19 protein-coding genes and 2 tRNA genes are annotated in these 24,279 nt (G+C 61.1%); 16 read left to right on the forward strand and 5 right to left on the reverse strand.

The window, feature by feature from the left end:
• Positions 1-8: 8 nt before the first annotated feature.
• Complete coding sequence (yhbY, locus tag AB688_RS05815; protein WP_063542727.1) at positions 9-317, reverse strand: ribosome assembly RNA-binding protein YhbY; 309 nt, start codon at positions 315-317, stop codon at positions 9-11.
• Between the two features lie 102 nt (positions 318-419).
• Between yhbY and rlmE the strand changes: the two genes are divergently transcribed.
• From rlmE to AB688_RS05895, 16 genes are all read left to right on the forward strand, one after another.
• On the forward strand, positions 420-1,046 hold the full coding sequence (gene rlmE / locus AB688_RS05820; protein WP_054892618.1) for a 23S rRNA (uridine(2552)-2'-O)-methyltransferase RlmE: 627 nt from the start codon (positions 420-422) through the stop codon (positions 1,044-1,046).
• A 203-nt stretch (positions 1,047-1,249) separates the two neighbouring features.
• Entirely contained in the window at positions 1,250-3,157 is a 1,908-nt protein-coding gene (gene ftsH / locus AB688_RS05825) for an ATP-dependent zinc metalloprotease FtsH (RefSeq protein ID WP_054892617.1), read from the forward strand.
• 8 nt (positions 3,158-3,165) lie between these two features.
• Positions 3,166-4,017, forward strand: a complete 852-nt coding sequence (gene folP, locus AB688_RS05830) for a dihydropteroate synthase (RefSeq protein ID WP_054892616.1) — start codon at positions 3,166-3,168, stop codon at positions 4,015-4,017.
• A gap of 17 nt (positions 4,018-4,034) precedes the next feature.
• Positions 4,035-5,375 (forward strand): phosphoglucosamine mutase, encoded by a 1,341-nt coding sequence (gene glmM, locus AB688_RS05835; protein ID WP_063542729.1) that lies wholly within the window; start codon positions 4,035-4,037, stop codon positions 5,373-5,375.
• A 66-nt stretch (positions 5,376-5,441) separates the two neighbouring features.
• Entirely contained in the window at positions 5,442-6,197 is a 756-nt protein-coding gene (gene tpiA / locus AB688_RS05840) for a triose-phosphate isomerase (RefSeq protein ID WP_063542731.1), read from the forward strand.
• A gap of 4 nt (positions 6,198-6,201) precedes the next feature.
• Positions 6,202-6,594, forward strand: coding sequence for a preprotein translocase subunit SecG (gene secG / locus AB688_RS05845; protein WP_054892613.1), 393 nt, complete (start codon positions 6,202-6,204; stop codon positions 6,592-6,594).
• 21 nt (positions 6,595-6,615) lie between these two features.
• Positions 6,616-6,701 (forward strand) — tRNA-Leu (locus AB688_RS05850).
• Between the two features lie 98 nt (positions 6,702-6,799).
• Positions 6,800-6,876, forward strand: a tRNA-Met gene (locus tag AB688_RS05855).
• A gap of 130 nt (positions 6,877-7,006) precedes the next feature.
• Positions 7,007-7,465, forward strand: coding sequence for a ribosome maturation factor RimP (gene rimP / locus AB688_RS05860; RefSeq protein WP_054892673.1), 459 nt, complete (start codon positions 7,007-7,009; stop codon positions 7,463-7,465).
• 59 nt (positions 7,466-7,524) lie between these two features.
• Entirely contained in the window at positions 7,525-9,006 is a 1,482-nt protein-coding gene (nusA, locus tag AB688_RS05865) for a transcription termination factor NusA (protein WP_054892612.1), read from the forward strand.
• Positions 9,007-9,033: 27 nt separating this feature from the next.
• Positions 9,034-11,571, forward strand: a complete 2,538-nt coding sequence (infB, locus tag AB688_RS05870) for a translation initiation factor IF-2 (protein WP_063542733.1) — start codon at positions 9,034-9,036, stop codon at positions 11,569-11,571.
• Positions 11,572-11,689: 118 nt separating this feature from the next.
• Complete coding sequence (rbfA, locus tag AB688_RS05875) at positions 11,690-12,088, forward strand: 30S ribosome-binding factor RbfA (protein ID WP_054892610.1); 399 nt, start codon at positions 11,690-11,692, stop codon at positions 12,086-12,088.
• Between the two features lie 3 nt (positions 12,089-12,091).
• A complete protein-coding gene (gene truB / locus AB688_RS05880) occupies positions 12,092-13,009 on the forward strand; it encodes a tRNA pseudouridine(55) synthase TruB (RefSeq protein ID WP_063542735.1) in 918 nt (305 codons plus the stop codon).
• 151 nt (positions 13,010-13,160) lie between these two features.
• Complete coding sequence (rpsO, locus tag AB688_RS05885) at positions 13,161-13,430, forward strand: 30S ribosomal protein S15 (RefSeq protein WP_029613930.1); 270 nt, start codon at positions 13,161-13,163, stop codon at positions 13,428-13,430.
• Between the two features lie 259 nt (positions 13,431-13,689).
• Positions 13,690-15,795, forward strand: a complete 2,106-nt coding sequence (gene pnp, locus AB688_RS05890; RefSeq protein WP_063542737.1) for a polyribonucleotide nucleotidyltransferase — start codon at positions 13,690-13,692, stop codon at positions 15,793-15,795.
• A 266-nt stretch (positions 15,796-16,061) separates the two neighbouring features.
• Entirely contained in the window at positions 16,062-16,415 is a 354-nt protein-coding gene (locus AB688_RS05895; protein WP_063542739.1) for a BON domain-containing protein, read from the forward strand.
• Between the two features lie 96 nt (positions 16,416-16,511).
• On the opposite strand, the gene AB688_RS05900 is transcribed toward AB688_RS05895, so the two are convergent.
• The 4 genes from AB688_RS05900 to pgi form a co-directional block, all read right to left on the reverse strand.
• Positions 16,512-19,448 carry a DUF748 domain-containing protein gene (locus AB688_RS05900; RefSeq protein ID WP_063542741.1) on the reverse strand — a complete coding sequence of 979 codons (2,937 nt, stop codon included), beginning with the start codon at positions 19,446-19,448 and terminating at the stop codon, positions 16,512-16,514.
• Between the two features lie 76 nt (positions 19,449-19,524).
• A complete protein-coding gene (locus tag AB688_RS05905; RefSeq protein WP_063542743.1) occupies positions 19,525-20,394 on the reverse strand; it encodes an oxygenase MpaB family protein in 870 nt (289 codons plus the stop codon).
• Positions 20,395-20,424: 30 nt separating this feature from the next.
• Positions 20,425-22,359 carry an acetate--CoA ligase gene (gene acs, locus AB688_RS05910; protein ID WP_063542745.1) on the reverse strand — a complete coding sequence of 645 codons (1,935 nt, stop codon included), beginning with the start codon at positions 22,357-22,359 and terminating at the stop codon, positions 20,425-20,427.
• 157 nt (positions 22,360-22,516) lie between these two features.
• Positions 22,517-24,181, reverse strand: coding sequence for a glucose-6-phosphate isomerase (gene pgi / locus AB688_RS05915; protein ID WP_063542747.1), 1,665 nt, complete (start codon positions 24,179-24,181; stop codon positions 22,517-22,519).
• Positions 24,182-24,279 lie beyond the last annotated feature (98 nt).

Genomic DNA, 24,279 nt, shown 5'->3' on the forward strand with positions numbered 1-24,279 from the left:
CGCCACCCTTACTTGTAGCGGTGGATGTTGGACAGCTGCTTGTTCGGCTGTGGGTTCTTGCGATAGATCAGTGCCTTCTTGCCAATGGTCTGTACCAGCTCGGCACGGCCTGCCTTGCACAGTGCTGCAATAGCGGCGGCGCGCTCTTCGCGATCTTCCGAGCGAATTTCGACCTTGATCAGTTCGTGATCGGCCAGCGCACGCTCCAGTTCGGCGATCACGCCTTCATTCAAGCCGTTACCGGCAACGATCAGGACCGGTTTCAGGTCGTGACCAATAGACTTGTACTGTTTCTTCTGCTCGTTATTGAGCGGCATAATCTGACCCTTTTCGTCTGATTCTGTAAAATTGGTGGCCATTTTACCCGAGGGCCACTGGCTCCGCCCAGTCAATCACGACGCTAATCATCGAGGTGCCCCGTGGCGCAGCGTTCCAAAAGCAGCCATAACTGGCTGAGAGAGCATTTCAACGATCCTTTCGTCAAGCAGGCGCAGAAGGACGGCTACCGCTCGCGTGCGAGCTACAAACTGCTGGAGATCCAGGAAAAGGACCGCCTCATCCGCCCCGGCATGAGCGTTATCGACCTTGGTGCTGCGCCGGGCGGCTGGTCGCAGGTGACCAGTCGTCTGATTGGTGGTCAAGGACGTCTGATTGCCTCCGACATCCTGGAAATGGACTCGATCCCTGACGTGACCTTCATCCAAGGCGATTTCACCCAGGATTCGGTACTCGAGCAGATTCTCCAGGCGGTCGGCGATTCGCATGTGGACCTTGTGATTTCCGATATGGCCCCCAATATGAGTGGTACGCCCGCTGTGGACATGCCGCGAGCCATGTTCCTTTGCGAACTCGCCCTGGATCTGGCAACCCGTGTGCTCAAGCCCGGTGGTGACTTCCTGATCAAGATTTTCCAGGGAGAAGGCTTCGATGTGTACCTCAAGGACGTGCGCAGCAAGTTCGACAAGGTGCAGATGCGCAAGCCGTCGTCCTCTCGGGATCGGTCCCGTGAACAGTACTTGCTGGCCAGGGGGTACAAGGGCGAGTGAGCGGGCGCTTGCGGGCTGGCCGATAGTTATTTCCAATCGGCCGCGGCCTCAGGATCGTCCGAACTTCGTGTAGTCTAGGTTTCACAAAGGGTTACAGACGGTGCCTGCGGATGCGCAGGTAATGTAGTAAGTTAGGGCGGTGAATATCATGCGAGGCACGGCTGCGTCGTGCGCCGACCTCAGAGGGTAGCTAATTGAACGACATGGCAAAGAATCTGATCCTGTGGTTGATCATCGCGGCTGTCCTCGTGACGGTGATGAACAACTTCTCCAGCCCTAACGAGCCGCAGACCCTCAACTATTCCGACTTCATCCAGCAGGTCAAGGACGGTAAGGTCGAGCGTGTGACCGTCGACGGCGCCGTCATCACCGGCAAGCGTACCGATGGCGACAACTTCAAGACCGTTCGTCCGGCCATCGCCGACAACGGCCTGATCGGCGACCTGGTCGACAATCATGTCGTGATCGAAGGCAAGCAACCCGAACAGCAGAGCATCTGGACCCAGCTGCTGGTCGCCAGCTTCCCGATCCTCGTGATCATCGCCGTGTTCATGTTCTTCATGCGCCAGATGCAAGGCGGTGCGGGCGGCAAGGGCGGGCCGATGAGCTTCGGCAAGAGCAAGGCGCGCCTGCTCTCCGAAGACCAGGTGAAAACCACCCTGGCCGATGTCGCGGGTTGCGACGAAGCCAAGGAAGAAGTCGGCGAACTGGTCGAGTTTCTGCGTGATCCAGGCAAATTCCAGCGCCTGGGCGGTCGTATCCCACGTGGCGTGCTGATGGTCGGCCCGCCCGGTACCGGTAAGACCTTGCTGGCCAAGGCCATCGCCGGTGAGGCGAAAGTGCCGTTCTTCACCATTTCCGGTTCCGATTTCGTCGAAATGTTCGTCGGTGTCGGTGCCAGCCGTGTTCGTGACATGTTCGAGCAGGCGAAGAAACACGCGCCGTGCATCATCTTCATCGACGAGATCGACGCTGTCGGTCGCCACCGTGGCGCCGGCATGGGTGGCGGTCACGACGAGCGCGAGCAGACACTGAACCAGTTGCTGGTCGAGATGGATGGCTTCGAGATGAACGATGGCATCATCGTCATCGCTGCGACCAACCGACCTGATGTGCTCGACCCGGCGCTGCTGCGTCCTGGTCGCTTCGACCGCCAGGTGGTGGTGGGCCTGCCGGATATCCGTGGTCGCGAGCAGATTCTCAAGGTGCACATGCGCAAGGTGCCGGTCGGCGAGAACGTCAACGCCGCCGTCATTGCCCGTGGTACCCCCGGCTTCTCCGGTGCCGATCTTGCCAACCTGGTCAACGAGGCGTCGCTGTTCGCCGCTCGCTCCAGCAAGCGCCTGGTCGAGATGAAGGAGTTCGAGCTGGCCAAGGACAAGATCATGATGGGCGCCGAGCGCAAGACCATGGTCATGTCCGAGAAAGAGAAGCAGAACACGGCTTATCACGAGGCCGGTCACGCCATCGTTGGTCGTGTCGTGCCTGAGCATGACCCGGTGTACAAGGTCTCGATCATTCCGCGCGGTCGTGCGCTCGGTGTGACCATGTTCCTGCCCGAGGAAGACCGGTACAGCCTCTCCAAGCGTGCGTTGATCAGCCAGATCTGTTCGCTGTACGGCGGCCGTATCGCCGAGGAGATGACCCTGGGCTTCGATGGCGTCACCACGGGTGCGTCCAACGACATCATGCGTGCCAGCCAGATCGCCCGGAACATGGTCACCAAGTGGGGCCTGTCCGAGAAGCTCGGTCCGTTGATGTACGCCGAAGAAGAGGGCGAGGTGTTCCTTGGCCGCAGTGCTGGCAGCCAGCACGCCAGCGTCTCCGGCGAGACCGCCAAGTTGATCGATTCCGAAGTGCGCAGCATCATCGATCAGTGCTATGCCACCGCCAAGCAGATCCTCACCGACAACCGCGACAAGCTTGACGCGATGGCCGAGGCCCTGATGAAGTACGAAACCATCGATGCCGACCAGATAGACGACATCATGGCAGGTCGTACGCCGCGCGAGCCGCGCGACTGGGACAACGATGCCGGTACCTCCGGCAACCAGGCGTCGCAGGGTGATCGTCCAGAGTCGCCGATCGGTGGTCCGGCGGCTCAACACTAAGGGTTCATATGACCTCTCAGCAGTACCCGACCCGGTTGCCTTGCGGCAACCGGGTTCTTGATTTGTCCCGTACCCATGTCATGGGTATCCTCAACGTCACCCCTGATTCATTTTCCGACGGCGGTCGCTTCAGCCGCCGTGACGAGGCCTTGCGCCATGCCGAGGCCATGGTCGCGGCGGGTGCCACGCTTATCGATGTAGGTGGCGAGTCTACTCGTCCCGGCGCTCGCGCAGTGTCGCCCGTCGAGGAGCTGGAGCGGGTCGCTCCGATCGTCGAGGCGATCAGCAGTCGCCTTGATGTCATCATCTCCGTCGATACCTCTACGCCCGCGGTAATGCGCGAGACGGCTCGGCTTGGCGCCGGGCTGATCAACGATGTGCGTGCCCTGGAGCGCGATGGTGCGCTGGATGCTGCGGCCGACACCGGCCTGCCGGTATGCCTGATGCACATGCGCGGTGAGCCGGGTAACATGCAGGACAATCCGCGGTATGACGACGTCACCCAAGAGGTGGCTAGCTATCTGGAGCGGCGTATGGCTGCCTGCGCGGCAGTCGGCATCGGTGCGGAACGAATCATTCTTGATCCGGGCTTCGGGTTCGCCAAGAACCTGGCGCACAACCTGAGCCTGTTCAAGCATATGGAAGCACTCTATCGCTTGGGACGGCCGCTGCTGGTGGGCGTCTCGCGCAAGAGCATGATCGGCCAGGCGCTGGATCGTCCGGTCGGCGAGCGGCTGTACGGCAGCCTCGCACTGGCGGCATTGGCCATGACCATGGGGACGAGCATCCTGCGCGTGCATGATGTGGCCGAGACTGTCGATGTGGTGCGCATGATCGCTGCGGTACAGAGCGCCGAATAAGAACGTTTGGAGTTCCTATGAGCAGAAAATACTTTGGTACCGATGGTATCCGTGGCCGCGTTGGCGAATATCCGATCACTCCCGACTTCATGCTGAAGCTCGGCTGGGCGGCGGGCATGGCCTTCCGCAAGCAGGGCAACTGCCGCGTTCTGGTGGGCAAGGATACCCGTATCTCCGGCTACATGTTCGAGTCGGCTCTGGAGGCCGGCCTCTCGGCTGCCGGCGCTGACGTGATGCTCCTCGGGCCGATGCCGACCCCGGCCATCGCCTACCTGACCCGTACCTTCCATGCTGAAGCGGGTATCGTCATCAGTGCTTCGCACAATCCGCATGATGACAACGGCATCAAGTTCTTCTCGGGCAACGGTACCAAGCTGCCAGACGAGGTCGAGCTGATGATCGAGGAGTTGCTCGATCAGCCGATGAATGTGGTCGAGTCGAGCAAACTGGGCAAGGTTTCTCGCATCAACGACGCTGCCGGTCGCTACATCGAGTTCTGCAAGAGCAGCGTGCCTAGCAGCACTGATTTCGCCGGCCTCAAGTTGGTCGTCGATTGCGCCCATGGTGCCACCTACAAGGTCGCTCCCAGCGTGTTCCGCGAGCTGGGTGCCGATGTCACTGTGCTGCATGCCCAGCCTGATGGTTTGAACATCAACGAGGGCTGTGGCTCCACGCATATCGAGTCGTTGCAGGCGGCCGTGCTGGTGGGGCATGCCGATCTGGGTATTGCCTTCGATGGCGATGGCGACCGTGTACTGATGGTCGACCATACGGGAGCGATCGTCGACGGTGACGAGCTGCTGTTCATCATTGCCCGCGACCTGCAGGAACGAGGCAAGCTGCAGGGTGGGGTAGTTGGCACGCTCATGAGTAACCTGGGCCTGGAGCTGGCGCTCAAGGACCTCGACATTCCATTCGCACGCGCCAAGGTCGGTGACCGCTATGTCATGGCCGAGCTGCTTGAACGCGAATGGCTGCTCGGTGGTGAGAATTCCGGCCATGTGGTGTGCTGCAACCACACCACCACAGGCGACGCGATCATTGCGGCACTGCAGGTGTTGATGGCGCTCAAGCGTCGTGGTGAAAACCTTGCCCAGGCCCGTCAGGCGATTCGCAAATGCCCGCAGGTACTGATCAATGTCCGTTATGCCGCCGGTAGTGCCGATCCGCTGGAAAATCCTGCCGTGCAGGAAGCCAGTGCCAAGGTCACCGAGGCGATGGCTGGCCGTGGCCGTGTGCTGCTGCGCAAGTCCGGGACCGAGCCGCTGCTGCGAGTGATGGTCGAGGGCGACGACGAAAGTCAGGTGCGCAGCCATGCCGAAGCCTTGGCCAAGGTCGTTGCAGAAGTTTGTGCCTGAAAGACGCTTGCCAGCGCGATTCTGGTTGGGTAAGATCTGCGCCCACTTTGACCGACGAGGTAGAGCATGCGTCGCCCCATGGTAGCTGGTAACTGGAAGATGCACGGTACCCGCGCCAGCGTCGCTGAGCTGAGCCTGAGCCTGAGTAATCTGGCTCTTCCGAGTGGTGTCGAAGTTGCGGTGTTTCCGCCGTCGTTGTTCATCAATCAAGTCATTGATGAGTTGAGCGGCAAGGGGATCATCGTTGGAGCACAGAATTCTGCAGTACAGCCCGAACAGGGTGCGCTGACAGGTGAAGTTGCACCTAGTCAGTTGGCTGAAGTCGGTTGCAAGTTGGTGTTGATTGGCCATTCGGAGCGTCGCCAGATTATTGGTGAAACGGACGAAGTGCTGAATCGCAAGTTTGCAGCCGCACAGGCAAGTGGTTTGAAGCCGGTGCTCTGCGTAGGGGAAACTCTCGAGGAGCGCGAGGCTGGCAGGACGCTCGAAGTTGTCGGGCGTCAACTAAGCAGTGTTATCGATGCATTCGGTATCAAGGCTTTTGCCAATGCAGTAATTGCCTATGAGCCTGTATGGGCCATTGGCACTGGTTTGACGGCCTCGCCTCAGCAAGCCCAGGATGTGCATGCTGCCATCCGTGCGCAGCTGAAGGCGCTGGACGCCGAAGTTGCAGCGAATGCGCAACTTCTCTACGGCGGTAGCGTGAAGGCGGCCAATGCGGCCGAACTGTTCGGCATGCCGGATATTGATGGGGGGCTCATTGGTGGAGCATCCCTGAACGCAGACGAATTCGGTGCAATTTGTCGCGCCGCAGGAAACTGAACATATGCTGGAAACAGTCGTAGTTGTTTTTCATCTGTTGGCTGCACTGGCGCTGGTAGCGCTGGTTCTGATGCAACAGGGTAAAGGTGCGGAAGCAGGTGCATCTTTCGGCGCAGGTGCTTCAAATACTGTGTTCGGAAGCCAAGGTTCTGCTACCTTCCTGAGTAAATTTACTGCTATACTTGCTGCCACTTTCTTTTTGACTGCACTTGGGTTAGGATACTTCGCCAAGCAGCAGGCACACCAGCTGACTCAAGCCGGTTTGCCAGATCCAGCAGTGCTGGAAGTTAAAGAGCAAAAGCCGGCAGTAAATGATGATGTACCGGTGCTCCAGGAACAGAAGAGTGAAGCCGCCCCAAAAGGTGACGTCCCTCCTCCTACCGAAGAGCAGAAGTAACGGGTTTCAAGATGTAATATTGCCGAGGTGGTGGAATTGGTAGACACGCAACCTTGAGGTGGTTGTGCCCATAGGGTGTAGGGGTTCGAGTCCCCTTCTCGGTACCAATTGAAGCATGAGAGCCCGCTTTAGCGGGCTTTCTTGCAGGTGGAGGTCGGATTGACCCTGCACAGGGTTCGGTCTTATACTTTCGCCCCAGCTTTGTCGCGGGGTGGAGCAGCTTGGTAGCTCGTCGGGCTCATAACCCGAAGGTCGTTGGTTCAAATCCAGCCCCCGCAACCAGCTTCAGCGGAGCCCCTTTTCAGGGGCTTTTTGCTAGCTGAACAGTTCTTCGCGTCGTTGTTCAACGGCGCTTTCAGGGATGGGCGCTTCGCCCATTTTTTATTTGCACAGCATGCACGAGGGGGTTCAGGTGTCGAGCAAGCTAGAACAGTTGCAGGCCTTGTTGGCCCCGGTTGTCGAGGGTCTGGGCTATCAGTGCTGGGGGATCGAATACGTTTCCCAGGGTAAGCATTCGGTACTACGCATCTATATCGACAAGGAAGACGGCATCCTGGTGGACGACTGCGAAGCGGTCAGCCGTCAGGCCAGCGCCATTCTTGATGTGGAAGATCCGATCAGCAGTGAATACACCCTTGAGGTGTCCTCTCCAGGCATGGATCGCCCGCTGTTCACACTGGAACAGTTTGCTTCGCATGCGGGCGAGCAAGTGAAGATCAAGCTGCGTACGCCCTTCGAGGGTCGTCGTAACTTCCAGGGCCTTCTCCGCGGTGTGGAGGATCAGGACGTGGTGATCCAGGTGGATACCAACGAATTCCTGCTGCCGATCGACTCGATCGACAAGGCCAATATTATTCCCAGTTTTGACTGAGACGTGCCGGGCCCGGCGGACATTCCGGGCCTAATGGCTTGCGCAAGGCGAGGCGTACGATGAGCAAAGAAGTACTGCTGGTTGTTGAATCGGTATCCAACGAAAAGGGTGTACCACCCGGCGTCATTTTCGAAGCGCTGGAAGTGGCCCTGGCTACCGCAACCAAAAAACGTTTTGAAGACGAAGTCGATCTGCGTGTGGAAATCAACCGCCACACCGGTAGCTACGAGACCTTCCGTCGCTGGACCGTGGTCGACGAAAACGACCTGGACGATCCGGCGATTGAAACCTGGCTGGACAAGATCAAGGACTCTCATCCGGACGCCAAGATTGGCGACGTGATCGAGGAGAAGATCGAGTCCATCGAGTTCGGTCGTATCGCCGCCCAGACCGCGAAGCAGGTCATCGTGCAGAAGGTCCGTGAGGCCGAGCGCGCCCAGGTGGTCGACGCCTACCGCGAGCGTGTCGGCGAGATCATCTCCGGCACCGTCAAGAAGGTCACCCGCGACAACGTCATCGTCGACCTGGGCAACAATGCCGAGGCGCTGCTGGCTCGCGAAGACATCATCCCGCGTGAGACTTTCCGCGTCGGTGTGCGCCTGCGTGCACTGCTCAAGGAAATCCGCACCGAGAACCGTGGCCCGCAGTTGATCCTGTCGCGTACCGCACCGCAGATGCTGATCGAGCTGTTCCGCATCGAAGTGCCGGAAATCGCCGAGGGCCTGATCGAGGTGATGGCAGCGTCCCGTGATCCGGGTTCGCGCGCCAAGATCGCCGTGCGCTCCAAGGACAAGCGTATCGATCCTCAAGGCGCCTGCATCGGCATGCGGGGTTCGCGCGTCCAGGCAGTCTCCGGTGAGTTGGGTGGTGAGCGTGTGGATATCGTCCTGTGGGACGAGAACCCGGCACAGTTCGTCATCAACGCCATGTCGCCGGCCGAAGTCGCGGCGATCATCGTTGACGAGGATGCCCACGCAATGGACATCGCCGTTGCCGAGGACAACCTGGCGCAGGCTATCGGCCGCGGCGGTCAGAACGTTCGCCTGGCCAGTCAGCTGACTGGCTGGACCCTGAACGTGATGACCGAGAAGGATATCCAGGCCAAGCAGCAAGCTGAAACAGGTGACATCCTGCGTAACTTCATCGAGGAACTGGAAGTCGACGAAGAGCTGGCACAGGTGCTGGTCGACGAAGGCTTCACCAGCCTCGAAGAAATTGCTTACGTACCGTTGGAAGAAATGCTCAACATCGATGGCTTCGACGAGGAAATCGTCAACGAGCTGCGTGCTCGTGCCAAGGACCGTTTGTTGACCAAAGCCATCGCTACCGAAGAAAAACTGGCAGACGCCCATCCGGCCGAAGACCTGCTCTCCCTCGAGGGCATGGACAAGGACCTGGCGGCGGAACTGGCGGTGCGCGGCGTGGTTAACCGCGAAGACCTGGCCGAGCAGTCGATCGACGACCTGCTCGACATCGACGGCATCGACGAAGAGCGTGCCGGCAAGTTGATCATGGCCGCCCGAGCCCACTGGTTCGAGTAATTAGGCGCGGCCTGAGGAGAGAAGTGCATGACGCAAGTCACGGTGAAAGAACTGGCCCAAGAGGTCGAGGCACCGGTAGAGCGCCTGCTGCAGCAGATGCGTGAGGCAGGTCTGCCGCACACCGACGCCGGTCAGGTAGTGACCGACAATGAGAAGCAGGTTCTGCTGACTCATCTGAAGAGCAGCCACAAGAGCAAGGCGGAAGAGCCACGCAAGATTACCTTGCAGCGCAAGACCACCAGCACCCTGCGTGTCGCCGGTAGCAAGAGCATCAGCGTAGAAGTACGCAAGAAGAAAGTATTCGTGCAGCGCAGCCCGGAAGAGATCCAGGCCGAGCAGAAGCGTGAGGCTGAAGAGCGCCGTGCCGCTGAGAATGCTGCGCGTGAGAAGGTCGAGGCCGAGACTCGCCAGCGTAACGAAGAGCAGGCTCGCCGTCAGGCCGCCGAAGCTCCGGTTGCGGCGCCTGCGCCACGTGCCGAATCGGCTCCGGCTGCTGCCGAGCCTGTAGTGGCCGATGCCCCGGTGTCCGATGACGCCGCGGCACGTGCCGCCGAGCGCAAGAAGGACGAGAACCGTCGCAACGAAAACCGCACCCGTGACGACGACCGTCGTGGCGCCGGTGGTGAGCGTCGTGGCGAAGCCCCTCGCGTGTCGATCAAGGTCAAGGTCAAGGAGAAGGAAAAAGCTCCGACTCCGCGCGCTGCACCGCGCACCACTGACGAAGAGAGCGATGGCGCGCGTCGTGGCCGTGGCGGCAAGAGCAAGCTGAAGAAGCGCAACCAGCACGGCTTCCAGAGCCCGACTGGTCCGGTCATCCGTGATGTCAGCATCGGCGAGACCATCACCGTCTCCGAGCTGGCTCAGCAGATGTCGGTCAAGGCTGCCGAAGTCGTCAAGTTCATGTTCAAGCTGGGTACTCCGGTCACCATCAACCAGGTGCTTGACCAGGAGACCGCTCAGTTGGTCGCCGAAGAGCTGGGCCACAAGGTCACCCTGGTCAGCGATACCGCCCTGGAAGACTCCCTGGCCGAATCGCTGAAGTTCGAAGGTGAAGTCGAGTCCCGCGCGCCGGTCGTGACCGTCATGGGCCACGTCGACCACGGCAAGACCTCGCTGCTCGACTACATCCGTCGTGCCAAGGTCGCCGCTGGCGAAGCCGGTGGTATCACCCAGCACATCGGTGCCTACCACGTGGAAACCGACCGCGGCATGGTCACCTTCCTCGATACTCCGGGCCACGCTGCGTTTACCCAAATGCGTGCCCGCGGTGCCAAGGCGACCGACATCGTCATCCTGGTGGTGGCGGCGGACGACGGCGTGATGCCACAGACCCGTGAGGCCGTTCAGCATGCGAAAGCTGCTGGTGTTCCGCTGGTGGTCGCGGTGAACAAGATCGACAAGCCGGGTGCCGACCTCGATCGCATCCGCAACGAACTGGCCGTCGAAGGCGTGACCTCCGAGGACTGGGGTGGTGACACTCCGTTCGTCAAGGTTTCGGCGAAGATGGGTACCGGTGTCGACGAACTGCTCGAAGCCGTCCTGCTGCAAGCAGAGATTCTCGAGCTGACCGCCACCCCGACCGCACCTGGTCGTGGCGTTGTCGTCGAGTCGCGTCTGGACAAGGGCCGCGGTCCGGTCGCCACCATCCTGGTTCAGGACGGTACGCTGCGTCAGGGCGACATGGTTCTGGTTGGCTCCAACTATGGCCGCGTACGTGCCATGCTCGACGAGAACGGCAAGCCTGTGAAGGAAGCCGGCCCGTCGATCCCGGTCGAGATCCTCGGCCTGGATGGCACCCCGGAAGCCGGTGACGAGCTGTCCGTGGTCGCTGACGAGAAGAAGGCACGTGAAGTCGCCCTGTTCCGTCAAGGCAAGTACCGTGAGGTCAAGCTGGCCCGTGCTCACGCCGGCAAGCTGGAAAACATCTTCGAGACCATGGGTCAGGAAGAGAAGAAGACCCTCAACATCGTCCTCAAGACCGACGTGCGCGGCTCTCTGGAAGCACTCCAGGGCTCGCTCGGCAGCCTGGGCAACGACGAAGTTCAGGTGCGCGTCATCGGTGGCGGCGTCGGTGGTATCACCGAGAGCGACGCCAACCTGGCGCTGGCTTCGAATGCAGTACTGTTCGGCTTCAACGTGCGTGCCGATGCCGGCGCGCGCAAGATCGTCGAGCAGGAAGGTCTGGATATGCGTTACTACAACGTGATCTACGACATCATCGAAGACGTCAAGAAAGCCCTGACCGGCATGCTCGGCAGCGATGTTCGCGAGAACATCCTGGGTGTCGCCGAAGTGCGTGATGTGTTCCGTTCTCCGAAGTTCGGCGCCATCGCTGGCTGTATGGTCATCGAAGGTACCGTGTACCGCAACCGTCCGATCCGCGTACTGCGCGAGGACGTTGTGATCTTCGAAGGCGAGCTGGAATCGCTGCGTCGCTTCAAGGACGACGCCGCCGAAGTGCGTAACGGCATGGAGTGCGGTATCGGCGTCAAGAGCTACAACGACGTCAAGGTCGGCGACAAGATCGAAGTCTTCGAGAAAGTCCAGGTTGCCCGTACCCTGTAAGGGATGGGCGCGGCCCAGGCCCCGTCGCAAGGCGGCTGGCTGGGCCTCTGAAGGTAACGCCCGGTCAGGCACACCCGCCTGACCGGGCGTTTGCCGCTTTAAGATACAGGTAGCAAAAATGGCAAAAGAATATAGCCGTACCCAACGCATCGGCGACCAGATGCAGCGCGAGCTGGCCGAGTTGATCCGCCGTGAAGTCAAGGATCCACGTGTGGGCCTGGTGACCATCACCGCGGTCGACGTCAGTCGTGATCTCGGTCACGCCAAGGTTTTCATCACCGTGATGGGCCAGGATGACGCCGACGCCGTACCCCAGACCCTCAAGGCGCTCAACAGTGCCGCCAGTTTCCTGCGTCTGCACCTCGGGCGGGCGATGCAACTGCGCAGCGTTCCACAACTGCATTTCCACTTCGATGAAAGTGTCAGCCGGGGTGTTCACCTCTCGGCACTGATCGAGCGTGCGGTGGCTGAAGATCGCCTGCACAAGGATGCCGACGAGCTGGACACCAAGGAGTAAGCGGTGGCCCAGGTCAAACGTATCCGTCGTAACGTCAGCGGTATCATCCTGCTCGACAAGCCCTTGGGTTTCACCTCCAATGCAGCGTTGCAGAAGGTCCGCTGGCTGCTCAATGCAGAAAAGGCCGGCCATACCGGCAGCCTCGACCCACTGGCCACCGGTGTTTTGCCGCTGTGCTTCGGTGAGGCCACCAAGTTTTCGCAGTACCTGCTCGATTCCGACAAGGGCTACGAAACCGTCATGCAGCTGGGGCAGACTACCAGCACCGCGGACGCCGAAGGCGAGGTGCTGCAGACCCGCGAGGTGACCGTTGGTCGCGCCGATATCGAAGCCGCGATCCCGCGTTTTCGAGGTGAAATCCGCCAGGTGCCGCCGATGTACTCGGCGCTCAAGCGTGACGGCCAGCCGCTTTACAAGCTGGCGCGTGCAGGAGAGGTAGTGGAGCGCGAGGCGCGTTCTGTTACTATTAACCGCTTGGAGTTGCTCGAGTGCGAAGGCACCCGTGCGCGCCTCTCGGTCGGCTGCAGCAAAGGCACCTATATCCGCACCTTGGTCGAGGATATCGGTGAGGTGCTGGGCTGTGGTGCCTATGTCGCAGAACTGCGTCGCACCCAGGCCGGGCCTTTCGCCCTGGCACAGACCGTGACGCTCGAGGAGCTCGAGCAGGCGCATGCCGAAGGCGGCAACGAAGCACTCGATCGCTTCCTCATGCCGTCCGACAGCGGGCTGCAGGACTGGCCGCTGGTGCTGTTGTCCGAGCACAGCGCGTTCTACTGGCTGCACGGTCAGTCAGTGCGAGCACCGGACGCGCCGCAGTTCGGCATGGTCCGGGTACAGGATCACAATGGTCGCTTCATCGGTATCGGTGAAGTGAGCGAAGACGGGCGCATTGCGCCGCGTCGACTGATTCGGTCGGAATGACCGAAACCACAGGGCAGGGCTTCGGTCGTGCGCTGGGGAACCGAGGATGGCTGTCAGTAGGCACGGTCATACCTCTTTTTATTAATACAGGGATTCAAGTCCCTGGCCTATTGGACCCCGCTTGCGGGATCCGTTTATCAGGAGAAGCCAAATGGCCCTCAGCGTCGAAGAAAAAGCTCAGATCGTTGCCGATTACCAGCAAGCCGCCGGCGATACCGGTAGCCCGGAAGTGCAGGTTGCTCTGCTGACCGCCAACATCAACAAGCTGCAAGGCCACTTCAAGGCCAACGAAAAAGACCACCACTCCCGTCGTGGTCTGATCCGTATGGTCAACCAGCGTCGTAAGCTGCTGGATTACCTGAAGGGCAAAGACACCACTCGTTACAGCGCCCTGATCGGTCGCCTGGGCCTGCGTCGCTAATAGCGGACTGGCCAGTGGTGTGCATGGCGTGTCGCATGCTTGGGGAGCGCTGCTTGTCAGCGCTACCCTTGGACACGCCACGCGTATCTCCGAGGTTGGCAGCCTGATGCCGTCGAGCGAATTTTTCGCAAGACGCCCAGGCTCCCAGCCTCGTGTTGTATCTGGACGGTCAACGGAGTCGACACTCCCTTCCGCCCAAGAATTCGCAAGATCCCAGTTTTCCCAGTTCCCCCAAGAGCCACTGAAAAGGTAGGAAACCGTGAACCCGGTAATCAAGACGTTCCAGTTCGGTCAATCGACCGTCACTCTCGAAACGGGCCGCATTGCCCGTCAGGCCACCGGCGCCGTGCTGGTCACCGTCGACAACGATGTCACCGTGCTGGTGACCGTGGTCGGTGCCAAGCAAGCCGATCCAGGCAAGGGCTTCTTCCCGCTGTCCGTGCACTATCAGGAAAAGACCTACGCCGCTGGCAAGATCCCTGGCGGTTTCTTCAAGCGTGAAGGCCGTCCTTCCGAGAAAGAAACCCTGACCTCGCGTCTGATCGACCGTCCGATTCGCCCGCTCTTCCCTGAAGGCTTCATGAACGAAGTGCAGGTCGTCTGCACCGTGGTTTCCACCAGCAAGAAGACCGATCCGGACATCGCTGCGATGATCGGTACCTCGGCTGCCCTGGCCATCTCCGGCATTCCGTTCGAAGGCCCGATCGGCGCCGCCCGCGTTGCCTTCCACGAAAGCACCGGCTACCTGCTTAACCCGACCTACGAGCAACTGGCTGCCTCGAGCCTGGACATGGTCGTTGCCGGTACCTCCGACGCCGTACTGATGGTCGAATCGGAAGCCCAGGAACTGACCGAAGACCAGATGCTGGGCGCCGTGCTGTTCGCCCACGACGAGTTCCAGGCTGTGATCAAGGCCGTCAAGGAACTGGCCGCCGAAGCCGGCAAGCCAACCTGGGACTGGAAACCAGCCGTTGCCAACACTGCACTGTTCGACGCTATTCGTGCCGAGTTCGGTGAAGCCGTATCCCAGGGCTACACCATCACCGTCAAGGCCGACCGCTACGCGCGCCTGGGCGAGCTGCGTGACCAGGCCATCGCCAAGTTCTCCGGTGAAGAAGGCCAGCCATCGGCGAGCGAAGTCAAAGACATCTTCGGCGAAATCGAGTACCGCACCGTTCGCGAAAACATCGTCAACGGCAAGCCGCGTATCGACGGTCGCGACACCAAGACCGTACGTCCGCTGAACATCGAAGTCGGTGTTCTGCCCAAGACCCACGGTTCGGCACTGTTCACCCGTGGTGAAACCCAGGCCCTGGTCGTTGCCACCCTCGGCACCGCCCGTGACGCCCAGCTGCTGGACACTCTCGAAGGCGAGAAGAAAGACCCCTTCATGCTGCACTACAACTTCCCGCCGTTCTCGGTAGGCGAATGTGGTCGCATGGGCGGTGCTGGCCGTCGTGAGATCGGTCACGGCCGTCTGGCTCGTCGCTCGGTCCAGGCCATGCTGCCTGCCGCTGACGTGTTCCCGTACACCATCCGCGTCGTTTCGGAAATCACCGAATCCAACGGTTCGAGCTCCATGGCTTCGGTCTGCGGTGCTTCCCTGGCTCTGATGGACGCTGGCGTTCCAATGAAAGCGCCGGTTGCCGGTATCGCCATGGGCCTGGTCAAGGAAGGCGAGAAGTTCGCGATCCTGACTGACATCCTGGGTGACGAAGACCACCTGGGCGACATGGACTTCAAGGTTGCCGGTACCGCCAAAGGTGTTACCGCGCTGCAGATGGACATCAAGATCAACGGCATCACCGAAGAGATCATGGAGATCGCCCTGGGCCAGGCCCTGGAAGCTCGCCTGAACATCCTCGGCCAGATGAACCAGATCATCGGTCAGTCGCGTACCGAGCTGTCGGCCAACGCCCCGACCATGATCGCGATGAAGATCGACACCGACAAGATCCGTGACGTCATCGGTAAAGGCGGCGCCACCATCCGCGCCATCTGTGAAGAGACCAAAGCTTCGATCGACATCGAAGACGACGGCTCGATCAAGATCTTCGGCGAAACCAAGGAAGCGGCAGATGCTGCCAAGCAGCGCATCCTGGGTATCACCGCAGAAGCCGAGATCGGCAAGATCTACGTCGGCAAGGTCGAGCGTATCGTCGACTTCGGCGCCTTCGTCAACATCCTGCCTGGCAAGGACGGTCTGGTGCACATCTCCATGCTCAGCGATGCGCGTGTAGAGAAGGTTACCGACGTGCTGAAAGAAGGCCAGGAAGTCGAAGTACTGGTACTGGACGTGGACAACCGCGGCCGTATCAAGCTGTCGATCAAGGACGTCGCCGCTGCCAAGGCATCGGGTGTCTAAGCCTTATCGGCAATGACTGAAAAAAGGACCTCCTCGGAGGTCCTTTTTTTATGCGCGCAGAAAAACCTGTTGGACTTGCATCTTGCATGCAGGTTTTTCGTCGGGGTTGCAAATTGCACGACTCTCCTGACAAGTGAAATGCCGTAACTCTTTGTTTTTAAAGGAATCAAGCGAAGCGGAAAAACTGGCACAGCCCCTGCAACTACCTTCATACCTGCAGCCAGGAACCTCGGCGCAGATCTTTCGAATAAACAGGAGTGACCCACATGAAGAAGTTTGCCATTGCTGCCGCTACTGCTACCGCCCTGACTCTGTCGATGGCTAACGGCGCATTCGCCGCAGAGGCTACCCAAGCTCCAGTGATGCTGGCTTCCAACCAACCGGTGGCCGACGCCAAGCAAGAAACCTCGGACACCTGGATCACCACCAAGGTCAAGGCTGATCTGCTGACCGAAAAAGGCATCCCAGGCAGCGATATCAAAGTTGAAACCAGCCACGGTGTTGTCTCCCTTTCTTCCGATGTCAAAGTAACCGAATCGCAGAAGAAAGAAGCGGTGCGCATCACCCAGAACGTTAAAGGCGTGAAAAGCGTGACCGCTGAAGCGCTGAAAGCTGAATAAGGATTGTCCCGTCGGTCAGAAGGATCTGGCCACCCAAAGAGAAAGCCCCGGCATCTGCCGGGGCTTTCTCTTTGCGCCTCTGAAATCGTTCAGGGATTACTCTGCGTCCAGATGCATCGGGGTGATCACTCGCCCGTCGCTTTCGGCCTGCCCCAGGGTGGTGTCGATGAAGTACACCCGGTCATCCTCCAGCTTGCCCTTGTCTACCAGGTAGTCCTTGATGCTGCTCGCCCGGTCTTGGCCGAGGTTGCGCAGCAAGGCCGCGCTTTCGGCCCAGGATTTGAGCACCGCCTCGCGCAGCTTGATGGTGCGCTCTTCGCGGCTGAGCTTTTCCCATTCCGCAGGTGGCTGCTGCTTGAGACGGGTGCGGTAGATGCCCTCGAGCATGGCCGGCTTGTCGCTGTCGTCGACTACCAGCATCGAGGCATTGGCCGGAACCTTGTCACCGCGCCGCTGCAGAATCTTGTACCAGGTCGCCTGGTATTCGCGTTCCAGACGCTGTTGGGCGATCAATGGGCCGTCGCTGCTCTGTGCGCTGGTACCTTCGATCTCCAGGCGCAGTTCCGGCCGCTGTTGCAGGGCCGAGGCCAGCTTGTCTAGGGCCGACTGGGCCTCGCTGCTGAGATCGCTGGAGCCGGGAGCGAAGGATACGTTGCCCAGATCTTCCGAACCGCCACCGGCAATCAATCCGCCGATGAACTTGAACGGCGCCTGCGCCGCACGCAGCACCAGGTTGCGCAGGGTCTGCCAGACGATCGGCATGACGCTGAACTGCGGGTTGTTGAGATCGCCCGTGACAGGCAGCTCGATGGAGATCTTGCCCTCGGTATCCTTGAGTAACGCGACAGCGAGGCGAATAGGCAGGTCGACGGCATCGGGGCTGTCGACTTTTTCACCCAGTTGCAGTTGCTCGACCACGACCTTGTTCTCGGCCTTGAGCTGGCCTTTGGTGATCACATAGTGCAGGTCGAGATTCAGGCGTCCCTTGCGGATGCGGAACCCGGCGAACTTGCCGGAGTAGGGCGTCAGGGTGGTCAGTTCGACGCGCTTGAAGCTGGTGGCGATGTCGAGGCTGGCCATCGGGTCGAACGGATTCAATGCGCCCTTGATGGTCACCGGCGCGTAGCGATCGACCTTGCCTTTGACGTCCACTTTCGCCGGGAGCGGCTTGCGGTTGTCGATGGTGCCGATCTGGCCGTTCAACTGCTGCACGGCGGTGGCGAAGTTGGGCGTCAATGTCAGGTCGGCGAAGTTGGCCGAGCCATCGTTGATATCGATCTGGCCGATTCGGATGCCCAGTGGCTTTTCATTGCTGGCTGTGGCCGGTTTCGCTTGGCTGGCGGCTGGTGCGTCAGCAGGTTGCGGGATGAGAAGGTCGTCGACACTGGTGGTGCGGTCTTCGTTGATGATGAAGCGCGCGTAGGGCTGCAACAGGGTGACCTTGTCGATCGACAGGGCATCGCCGTGCACATAGGACAGCCCATCGACGTTCACCTGCTGCCATTTCACGAAGTCGCGCCCCTTGATCGTGTCGAGGGTGTGCAACTGGTTGACCTGGGCCTTGCCCGCCACGCTGAAGGCCAGTGGCTCGGTGCCCTTGAGGTCGACCTTGAGATCGCTGGCGAGCATGCCGCTGCGCAGCTCCAGGCGAATGAACGGGCTGATGTAGGCCTGGGCCACGCGCAGGTCGATGTCGCGGGTACTGACGTCCAGCTTGGCGGTGACCGGTGCCAGGTTGACCTGGCCGGCAGCCTGCAGCTTGCCTTGGCGGCCCACGCCGGTGTCGAGCTTGAGCGTGAAGGGCGACTTGTTGAGGCTGTCAAAGCCTTGCATGTCCAGGTTGAGCGGCCCGACATCGAGTGCCACGGGCTCTTTCTGGCTGCGGTCGGCCAGGTGAATCATGTAGTTGCGTGCCTGAACATCCTTGAGCAGAACCTGCCAGGGTTTGCTGGGCTGCTTGGCGGCGTTTTCCTCGGGGGGCGGCGCTGCGGTGGCGGGCTCGGCCTTTTCCTTGGGGGTGGCTTTGGCGGGCTGACTGGCGAAGAGCTTCTGCCAGTCGAGCTGGCCGTCACGTTCAAGGGCCGCCCAGGTTTCGAGTTTTTCGCTGCGGATCTTGCCGACGGTCACCAGCTGCTTGGCCAGGTCGATGGAGGTTTCGCTGACCTCAAGGCTGGCCAGGCGCGCCAGCGGGCGGCCATCGGGCGCCTTGATGGCGAAGGGCGCGACGCGCACGGAGGCGTTATCGAGCAGCAGCTCGGTTTCCTTGGACAGGTTCAGTTTGTAGTGGGTATCGAGGCTGAGCACGCCGTCTTCCAGCACCAGCGGTACAGCATCACGTACGTAGGGCCAGAACAGCTTCATCTTGCTGTCGGTGATCTTCAGCGTGCCTTCGGAGGTGATGGGCGACAGGCTCAGGTTGCCGCTCCAGTCGATACGCCCGCCATTTGGGCCGTTGGCGACCAGCGTCATGTCGGCGCTGTCGTCCGGCAAGGTGCTGAGGTTCTTCAGTTCGAGGTTCATCGAGTCGTAGAGGAACTCGATGGGTTCGCTCGGGCGCAGGTCCTGGAAGTGCAGGTAGCCTTCGTTGAGCTTGATGCTGGCGATGCGCAGCGGGAACGGATCGCTCGGCGGCTCGTCCGGTTTCGGCTCGCTCGGCGGCAGCTTGAACAGCTGACTGAGGTTGAGGCTGCCGTCCTTGGCGAACAGCAGCTCGGTGCGCGGCTTGTCCAGCTCTACCGCGTCCAGGTGCAGGGCGCCGCTCCATAGGCTGTCGAGGGAGAGGTTGGCGTAGAGGCGTTCGAAGGCCACCTGCTCCTTGCCCGGCTCGCCGATCTGCAGGCCCCACAACGTCAGCTCAAGGCTGAACGGGTTGAACTCGATACGCTGCAGGTGCGCCGGCACGGTGGCGTACTGCGCCAGTTGCTGGTTGGCGATGCGCAGGCCCACACCGGGAAGAATGAAGAAGCCAAGCAGGCTGTACAGGGCCACGATGGCCAGCAAGGCGCCAATGGCGCGATTCAATCCTTTGGGCATGTGCGGCGTCGTCTGTCTCGAGCGGAGGTGCTTGGAGTATGGCACGTCAAATCAGTTCCGATACATCGGAGAACTCCTAGAGCAAGCCCATCCGCCGCCGGGCGCGATGCGCCGAACCGTCGCGCATGGCCCAGCGCAACACGGGCGCTGTACGCTCCACGCCCAGGCGCACCATGCGACGCTGCAGGGGGCCTTGGTGCAGACCGAGCAGGGCGCTGGCCCAATCGGGCAGCAAGTCGATGCCCGCGTGCAGCATCAGCTTGCCCACGGGTTCTGCCAGCCGACTGGGCGCCGGGGCTTCGAGCAGTATGCCGACCACCTCCAGGCTGCGGGCATCGCAGTGCAGTTGTGGGCGCATGTGCTGCAGATAGTCGTCTACCTGACGACATGAACGCGGGACGTCTCGGGCGCCCAGCCGCTCGGCGATCAAGGCGATCTCGTCGTAGTAGGCATCCTGGTCAGCCACTGACAGCCGTGGGTTGCAGTAGCGCAGGTGGGCGGCGAGAAAACTGCTGACCTCCGCCACGTGCACCCAGGTCAGCAGGTCCGGGTCGCTGGCCGCGTAATGGCGTCCGTCGGGAGCGGTACCGACCACCTTGAGGTGGATGCTGCGGACCTTGTCGATCAACCATTCGGCATCTCGAGTCGAGCCGAAGGTCGTACCGGAGATGAACTGACTGGTGCGGCGCAGCCGGCCGAGCAGGTCTTCGCGAAAATTCGAGTGATCCCAGACCCCGGCCAGTGCCAGTGGATGCAGCAGTTGCAGCATCAATGCGCTGATGCCGCCGATCAGCATGCTGGGGAAATCACCATGTACTTGCCAGCTGACGCTTTGCGGGCCGAACAGGCCCGGGTCACCCTTGGGGGACTCCAGGTCGAGCTGGCCGAGGGCCAGCCCGGTGAGGCTCATGACCTGGGTTTCGATGCGGCGACGTAAGGCTTCCATGGCGACCTGTACTGGCCGCCTGGCGGCCGTCTAGTGGTTGAGGCGTGTGTCGATGAGGCCCTGGACCACGCTGGGGTCTGCGAGGGTCGAGGTATCGCCGAGGTTGTCCAGTTCGTTGCAGGCGATCTTGCGCAGTATACGCCGCATGATCTTGCCCGAGCGGGTCTTGGGCAAGGCCGGTGCCCACTGGATCAGCTCGGGTTTGGCGAAGCTGCCGATCTCCTTGCTGACCAGCGCCAGCAGCTCGGCCTTGAGTGCATCGTCCGGGGTGATGCCATTCATCGTGGTGACGAAGGCATACACGCCCTGGCCCTTGAGGTCGTGGGGGTAGCCGACCACCGCAGCCTCGGCGACCTTGTCGTGCAGGACTAGCGCACTCTCCACCTCGGCGGTGCCGATGCGATGGCCGGATACGTTAATCACATCGTCGATACGCCCGGTGATCCAGTAGTCGCCGTCAGCATCGCGGCGTGCGCCATCGCCGGTGAAGTAGTAGCCGGGCATGGGTTTGAAGTAGGTGTCGACCATACGCTGGTGATCACCATAGACGCGACGGATCTGCCCTGGCCAACTGGCCTTGATCGCCAGCAGGCCGGCACCAGGGCCTTCGATCGGTTTGCCTTTTTCGTCCAGCAGCACCGGTTGTACACCGAACATCGGTTGCGTGGCACAGCCGGGCTTCAGGCGTGGTGTGCCAGGCAGAGGGGTGAGCATGATGCCGCCGGTCTCGGTTTGCCACCAGGTGTCGACGATGGGGCAGCGCTTTTGCCCCACGGCTTCGAAATACCATTCCCAGGCTTCGGGGTTGATCGGCTCGCCGACGCTGCCGAGCAGGCGCAGGCTCTTGCGCGAGGTACCCTGCAACGGTGCGTTGCCTTCGCGCATCAAGGCGCGCAGGGCCGTGGGCGCGGTGTAGAAGATGTTCACCTGATGCTTGTCGACCACCTGCCAGAAACGCGAGATATCCGGGTAGTTGGGCACGCCTTCGAACATCAGCGAGATGGCACCGTTGGCCAGCGGGCCGTAGACGATGTAGCTGTGGCCAGTGACCCAGCCGACGTCGGCGGTGCACCAGAAGACTTCGCCGTCGCGGTAGTCGAACACCACCTTGAACGTCATCGTTGCCTGCAACAGGTAGCCCGCCGTGCTGTGCAGCACGCCCTTGGGTTTGCCAGTGCTGCCTGAGGTGTAGAGGATGAACAACGGGTCTTCGGCGGCCATCGGTTCGGGGGCGCAGTCGTCGCCGACGTGCTCGGTGGCTTCGTGGTACCAGAGGTCGCGTCCTTCGCTCCAGGCCACATCGCCCCCGGTGCGCTTGACCACCAGCACACTGCTGACATCCGGGCAATTGGCCAGGGCTTTGTCGACGTTCTGCTTGAGCGGGATACGCTTGCCGCCGCGCACGCCCTCGTCGGCGGTGATCACCGTGCGGCAGTCGGCATCGAGGATGCGGTCGCGCAGGGCATCGGGGGAGAAACCGCCGAACACCACCGAGTGAATGGCGCCGATCCGCGTGCAGGCGAGCATGGCGTAGGCGGCTTCGGGGATCATCGGCATGTAGATGCAGACCCGGTCGCCTTTCTTCACGCCGCGGGCCTTCAGGGCGTTGGCCAGGCGGCAGACCTGGCGATGCAGCTCGCGGTAGGTGATCGGTTTGGCGTCTTTCGGGTCGTCGCCTTCCCAGAGCAGGGCGGTCTGGTCGCCACGTTTGTCGAGATGGCGGTCGATGCAGTTGTAACTGACGTTGAGCTGGGCGCCATCGAACCAGCGTGCGGTGCCGGTCTTGAGGTCGCACTGTTGCACGCTCGACCAGGGCTTGATCCAGTCCAGGCGTTTGGCCTGCTCGGCCCAGAAGGTATCGGGGTCGTCCACCGACTGGCGGTAGAGGCGGCGGTAATCTGCGTCGGAGAGTTCGGCGGCCTGGCTGACAGACAGGGCCTGGGGGTAGTCGCGGATATCGAACATGGCGGGTGGTCCTGCTCTTGTCGGAGGGACTTCAACGGCTATTCGATGGACAGTGTAGCTGGAACTGTTGTTCAACCTGCGCTTGCCTCTTCGCGGGCGAGCCCGCTCCTACAGAGGGCCTGTAGGAGCGGGCTCGCCCGCGAATGCAGCGTTCAGGTCAGCCGCGGTGACGGCCGCGGAAGTAGTTGATCAGCCCTTGGGTCGAGCCATCTTCGGCGCTGTCTTCCAGGCTGCCGACCAGACGCTGGTAGACGCCCTTGCCCAGCTCCTTGCCCAGCTCCACGCCCCACTGGTCGAAGGCGTTGATGCCCCAGACCACGCTCTGCACGAAGACCTTGTGCTCGTACATCGCCACCAGCGCGCCGAGGCGGCGTGGGCTGATGCGCTCGACCACCAGGGTGTTGCTCGGACGGTTGCCCGGAATCACCTTGTGCGGTGCCAGCTTTTCGATATCTGCTTCGTTCAGGCCTTTGGCGCGCAGCTCGGTCTCGGCTTCCTCGCGAGTCTTGCCCAGCATCAGCGCCTGGCTCTGCGACAGGCAGTTGGCATACAGCCACTGGTGATGGTCGGCCACCGGGTTGAAGCTCACCACCGGCACGATGAAGTCGGCCGGAATCATCTGGGTGCCTTGATGCAACAACTGGTGATAGGCGTGCTGCCCGTTGCAGCCAACGCCACCCCAGATCACCGGGCCGGTCTCGGTTTTCACCGGGGAACCGTCGGTCAATACGCTCTTGCCGTTGGACTCCATGTCCAGCTGTTGCAGGTGCTTGGTGATGTTACGCAGGTAGTGGTCGTACGGCAGGATCGCGTGGCTGCTGGCATTCCAGAAGTTGCCGTACCAAACGCCGAGCAGGGCCAGCAGGACCGGCATGTTCTTTTCGAACGGCGCGGTCTGGAAATGCTGGTCCATGGTATAGGCGCCGGACAGCAGCTCCTTGAAGTTGGCAGTACCAATGGCCAGGGCGATCGGCAGGCCAATGGCCGACCACAGCGAATAGCGCCCGCCCACCCAATCCCACATCGGGAAGATGTTTTCTTCACGAATGCCGAAGGCCACGGCGGCGGCCTTGTTGCTGGAGACTGCGATGAAGTGGCGATAGAGCTCGGCTTCCGAGCCGCCCTGGGCCAGGTACCAGGTGCGTGCCGCTATGGCGTTCTTCAGGGTTTCGAGGGTGTTGAACGACTTCGACGAAACGATGAACAGGGTGGTTTCGGCGCGCAGGTTGGCTGACAGTTCGTGGAACTCGCTGCCGTCGATGTTGGCCAGGTAGTGGCAGCGCACGCCGCGCTGGGCGTAGGGCAGCAGGGCCTCGGAAACCAGTTCGGGGCCGAGGAAGGAGCCGCCGATGCCGATGTTGACCACGTCGGTGATCGGCTTTTCGCTGTAGCCGCGCCATAGGCCGTCGTGGATGCGGCCGACCAGTTCGGTGATCTGGTTGAGAACCTTGTGCACTTCGGGCATCACGTTGACGCCGCCAACGCTGAGCTTGTCGCCAACCGGGCGGCGCAGGGCGGTGTGCAGTACGGGACGGCCTTCGGAGCCGTTGATGATCTCGCCGCTGAACATCGACTTGATCGCATCAGCCAGGCCGACTTCCTGGGCCAGTTCGACCAGCAGTTCGCGGGTCTTTTCGTTGATCAGGTTCTTCGAGTAATCGAGAAAAAGGCCGCAGCTGCTGAGCGAGAATTGCTCGAAGCGCTTGGGGTCGGCTGCGAAGGCGTCGCGCATGCTGAATCCCTGCATGGCATCGCGGTGCTGCTGGAGCGCCTGCCAGGCGGGCAGGGCCGTCACATCGTGGGGAGTGCGGTAATACGCCATTGCGGATGGTTTCCTTGGGGCATGGTCAGGCTTTGACACTGGCAGTCTTTGCCAGTTGCAGGAGAGGCCCATTATAGGCATTGGTCAGGCGGCGGGAA

Origin of the sequence: Pseudomonas putida (assembly GCF_001636055.1) — a bacterium.
Lineage (GTDB): Bacteria > Pseudomonadota > Gammaproteobacteria > Pseudomonadales > Pseudomonadaceae > Aquipseudomonas > Aquipseudomonas machongensis.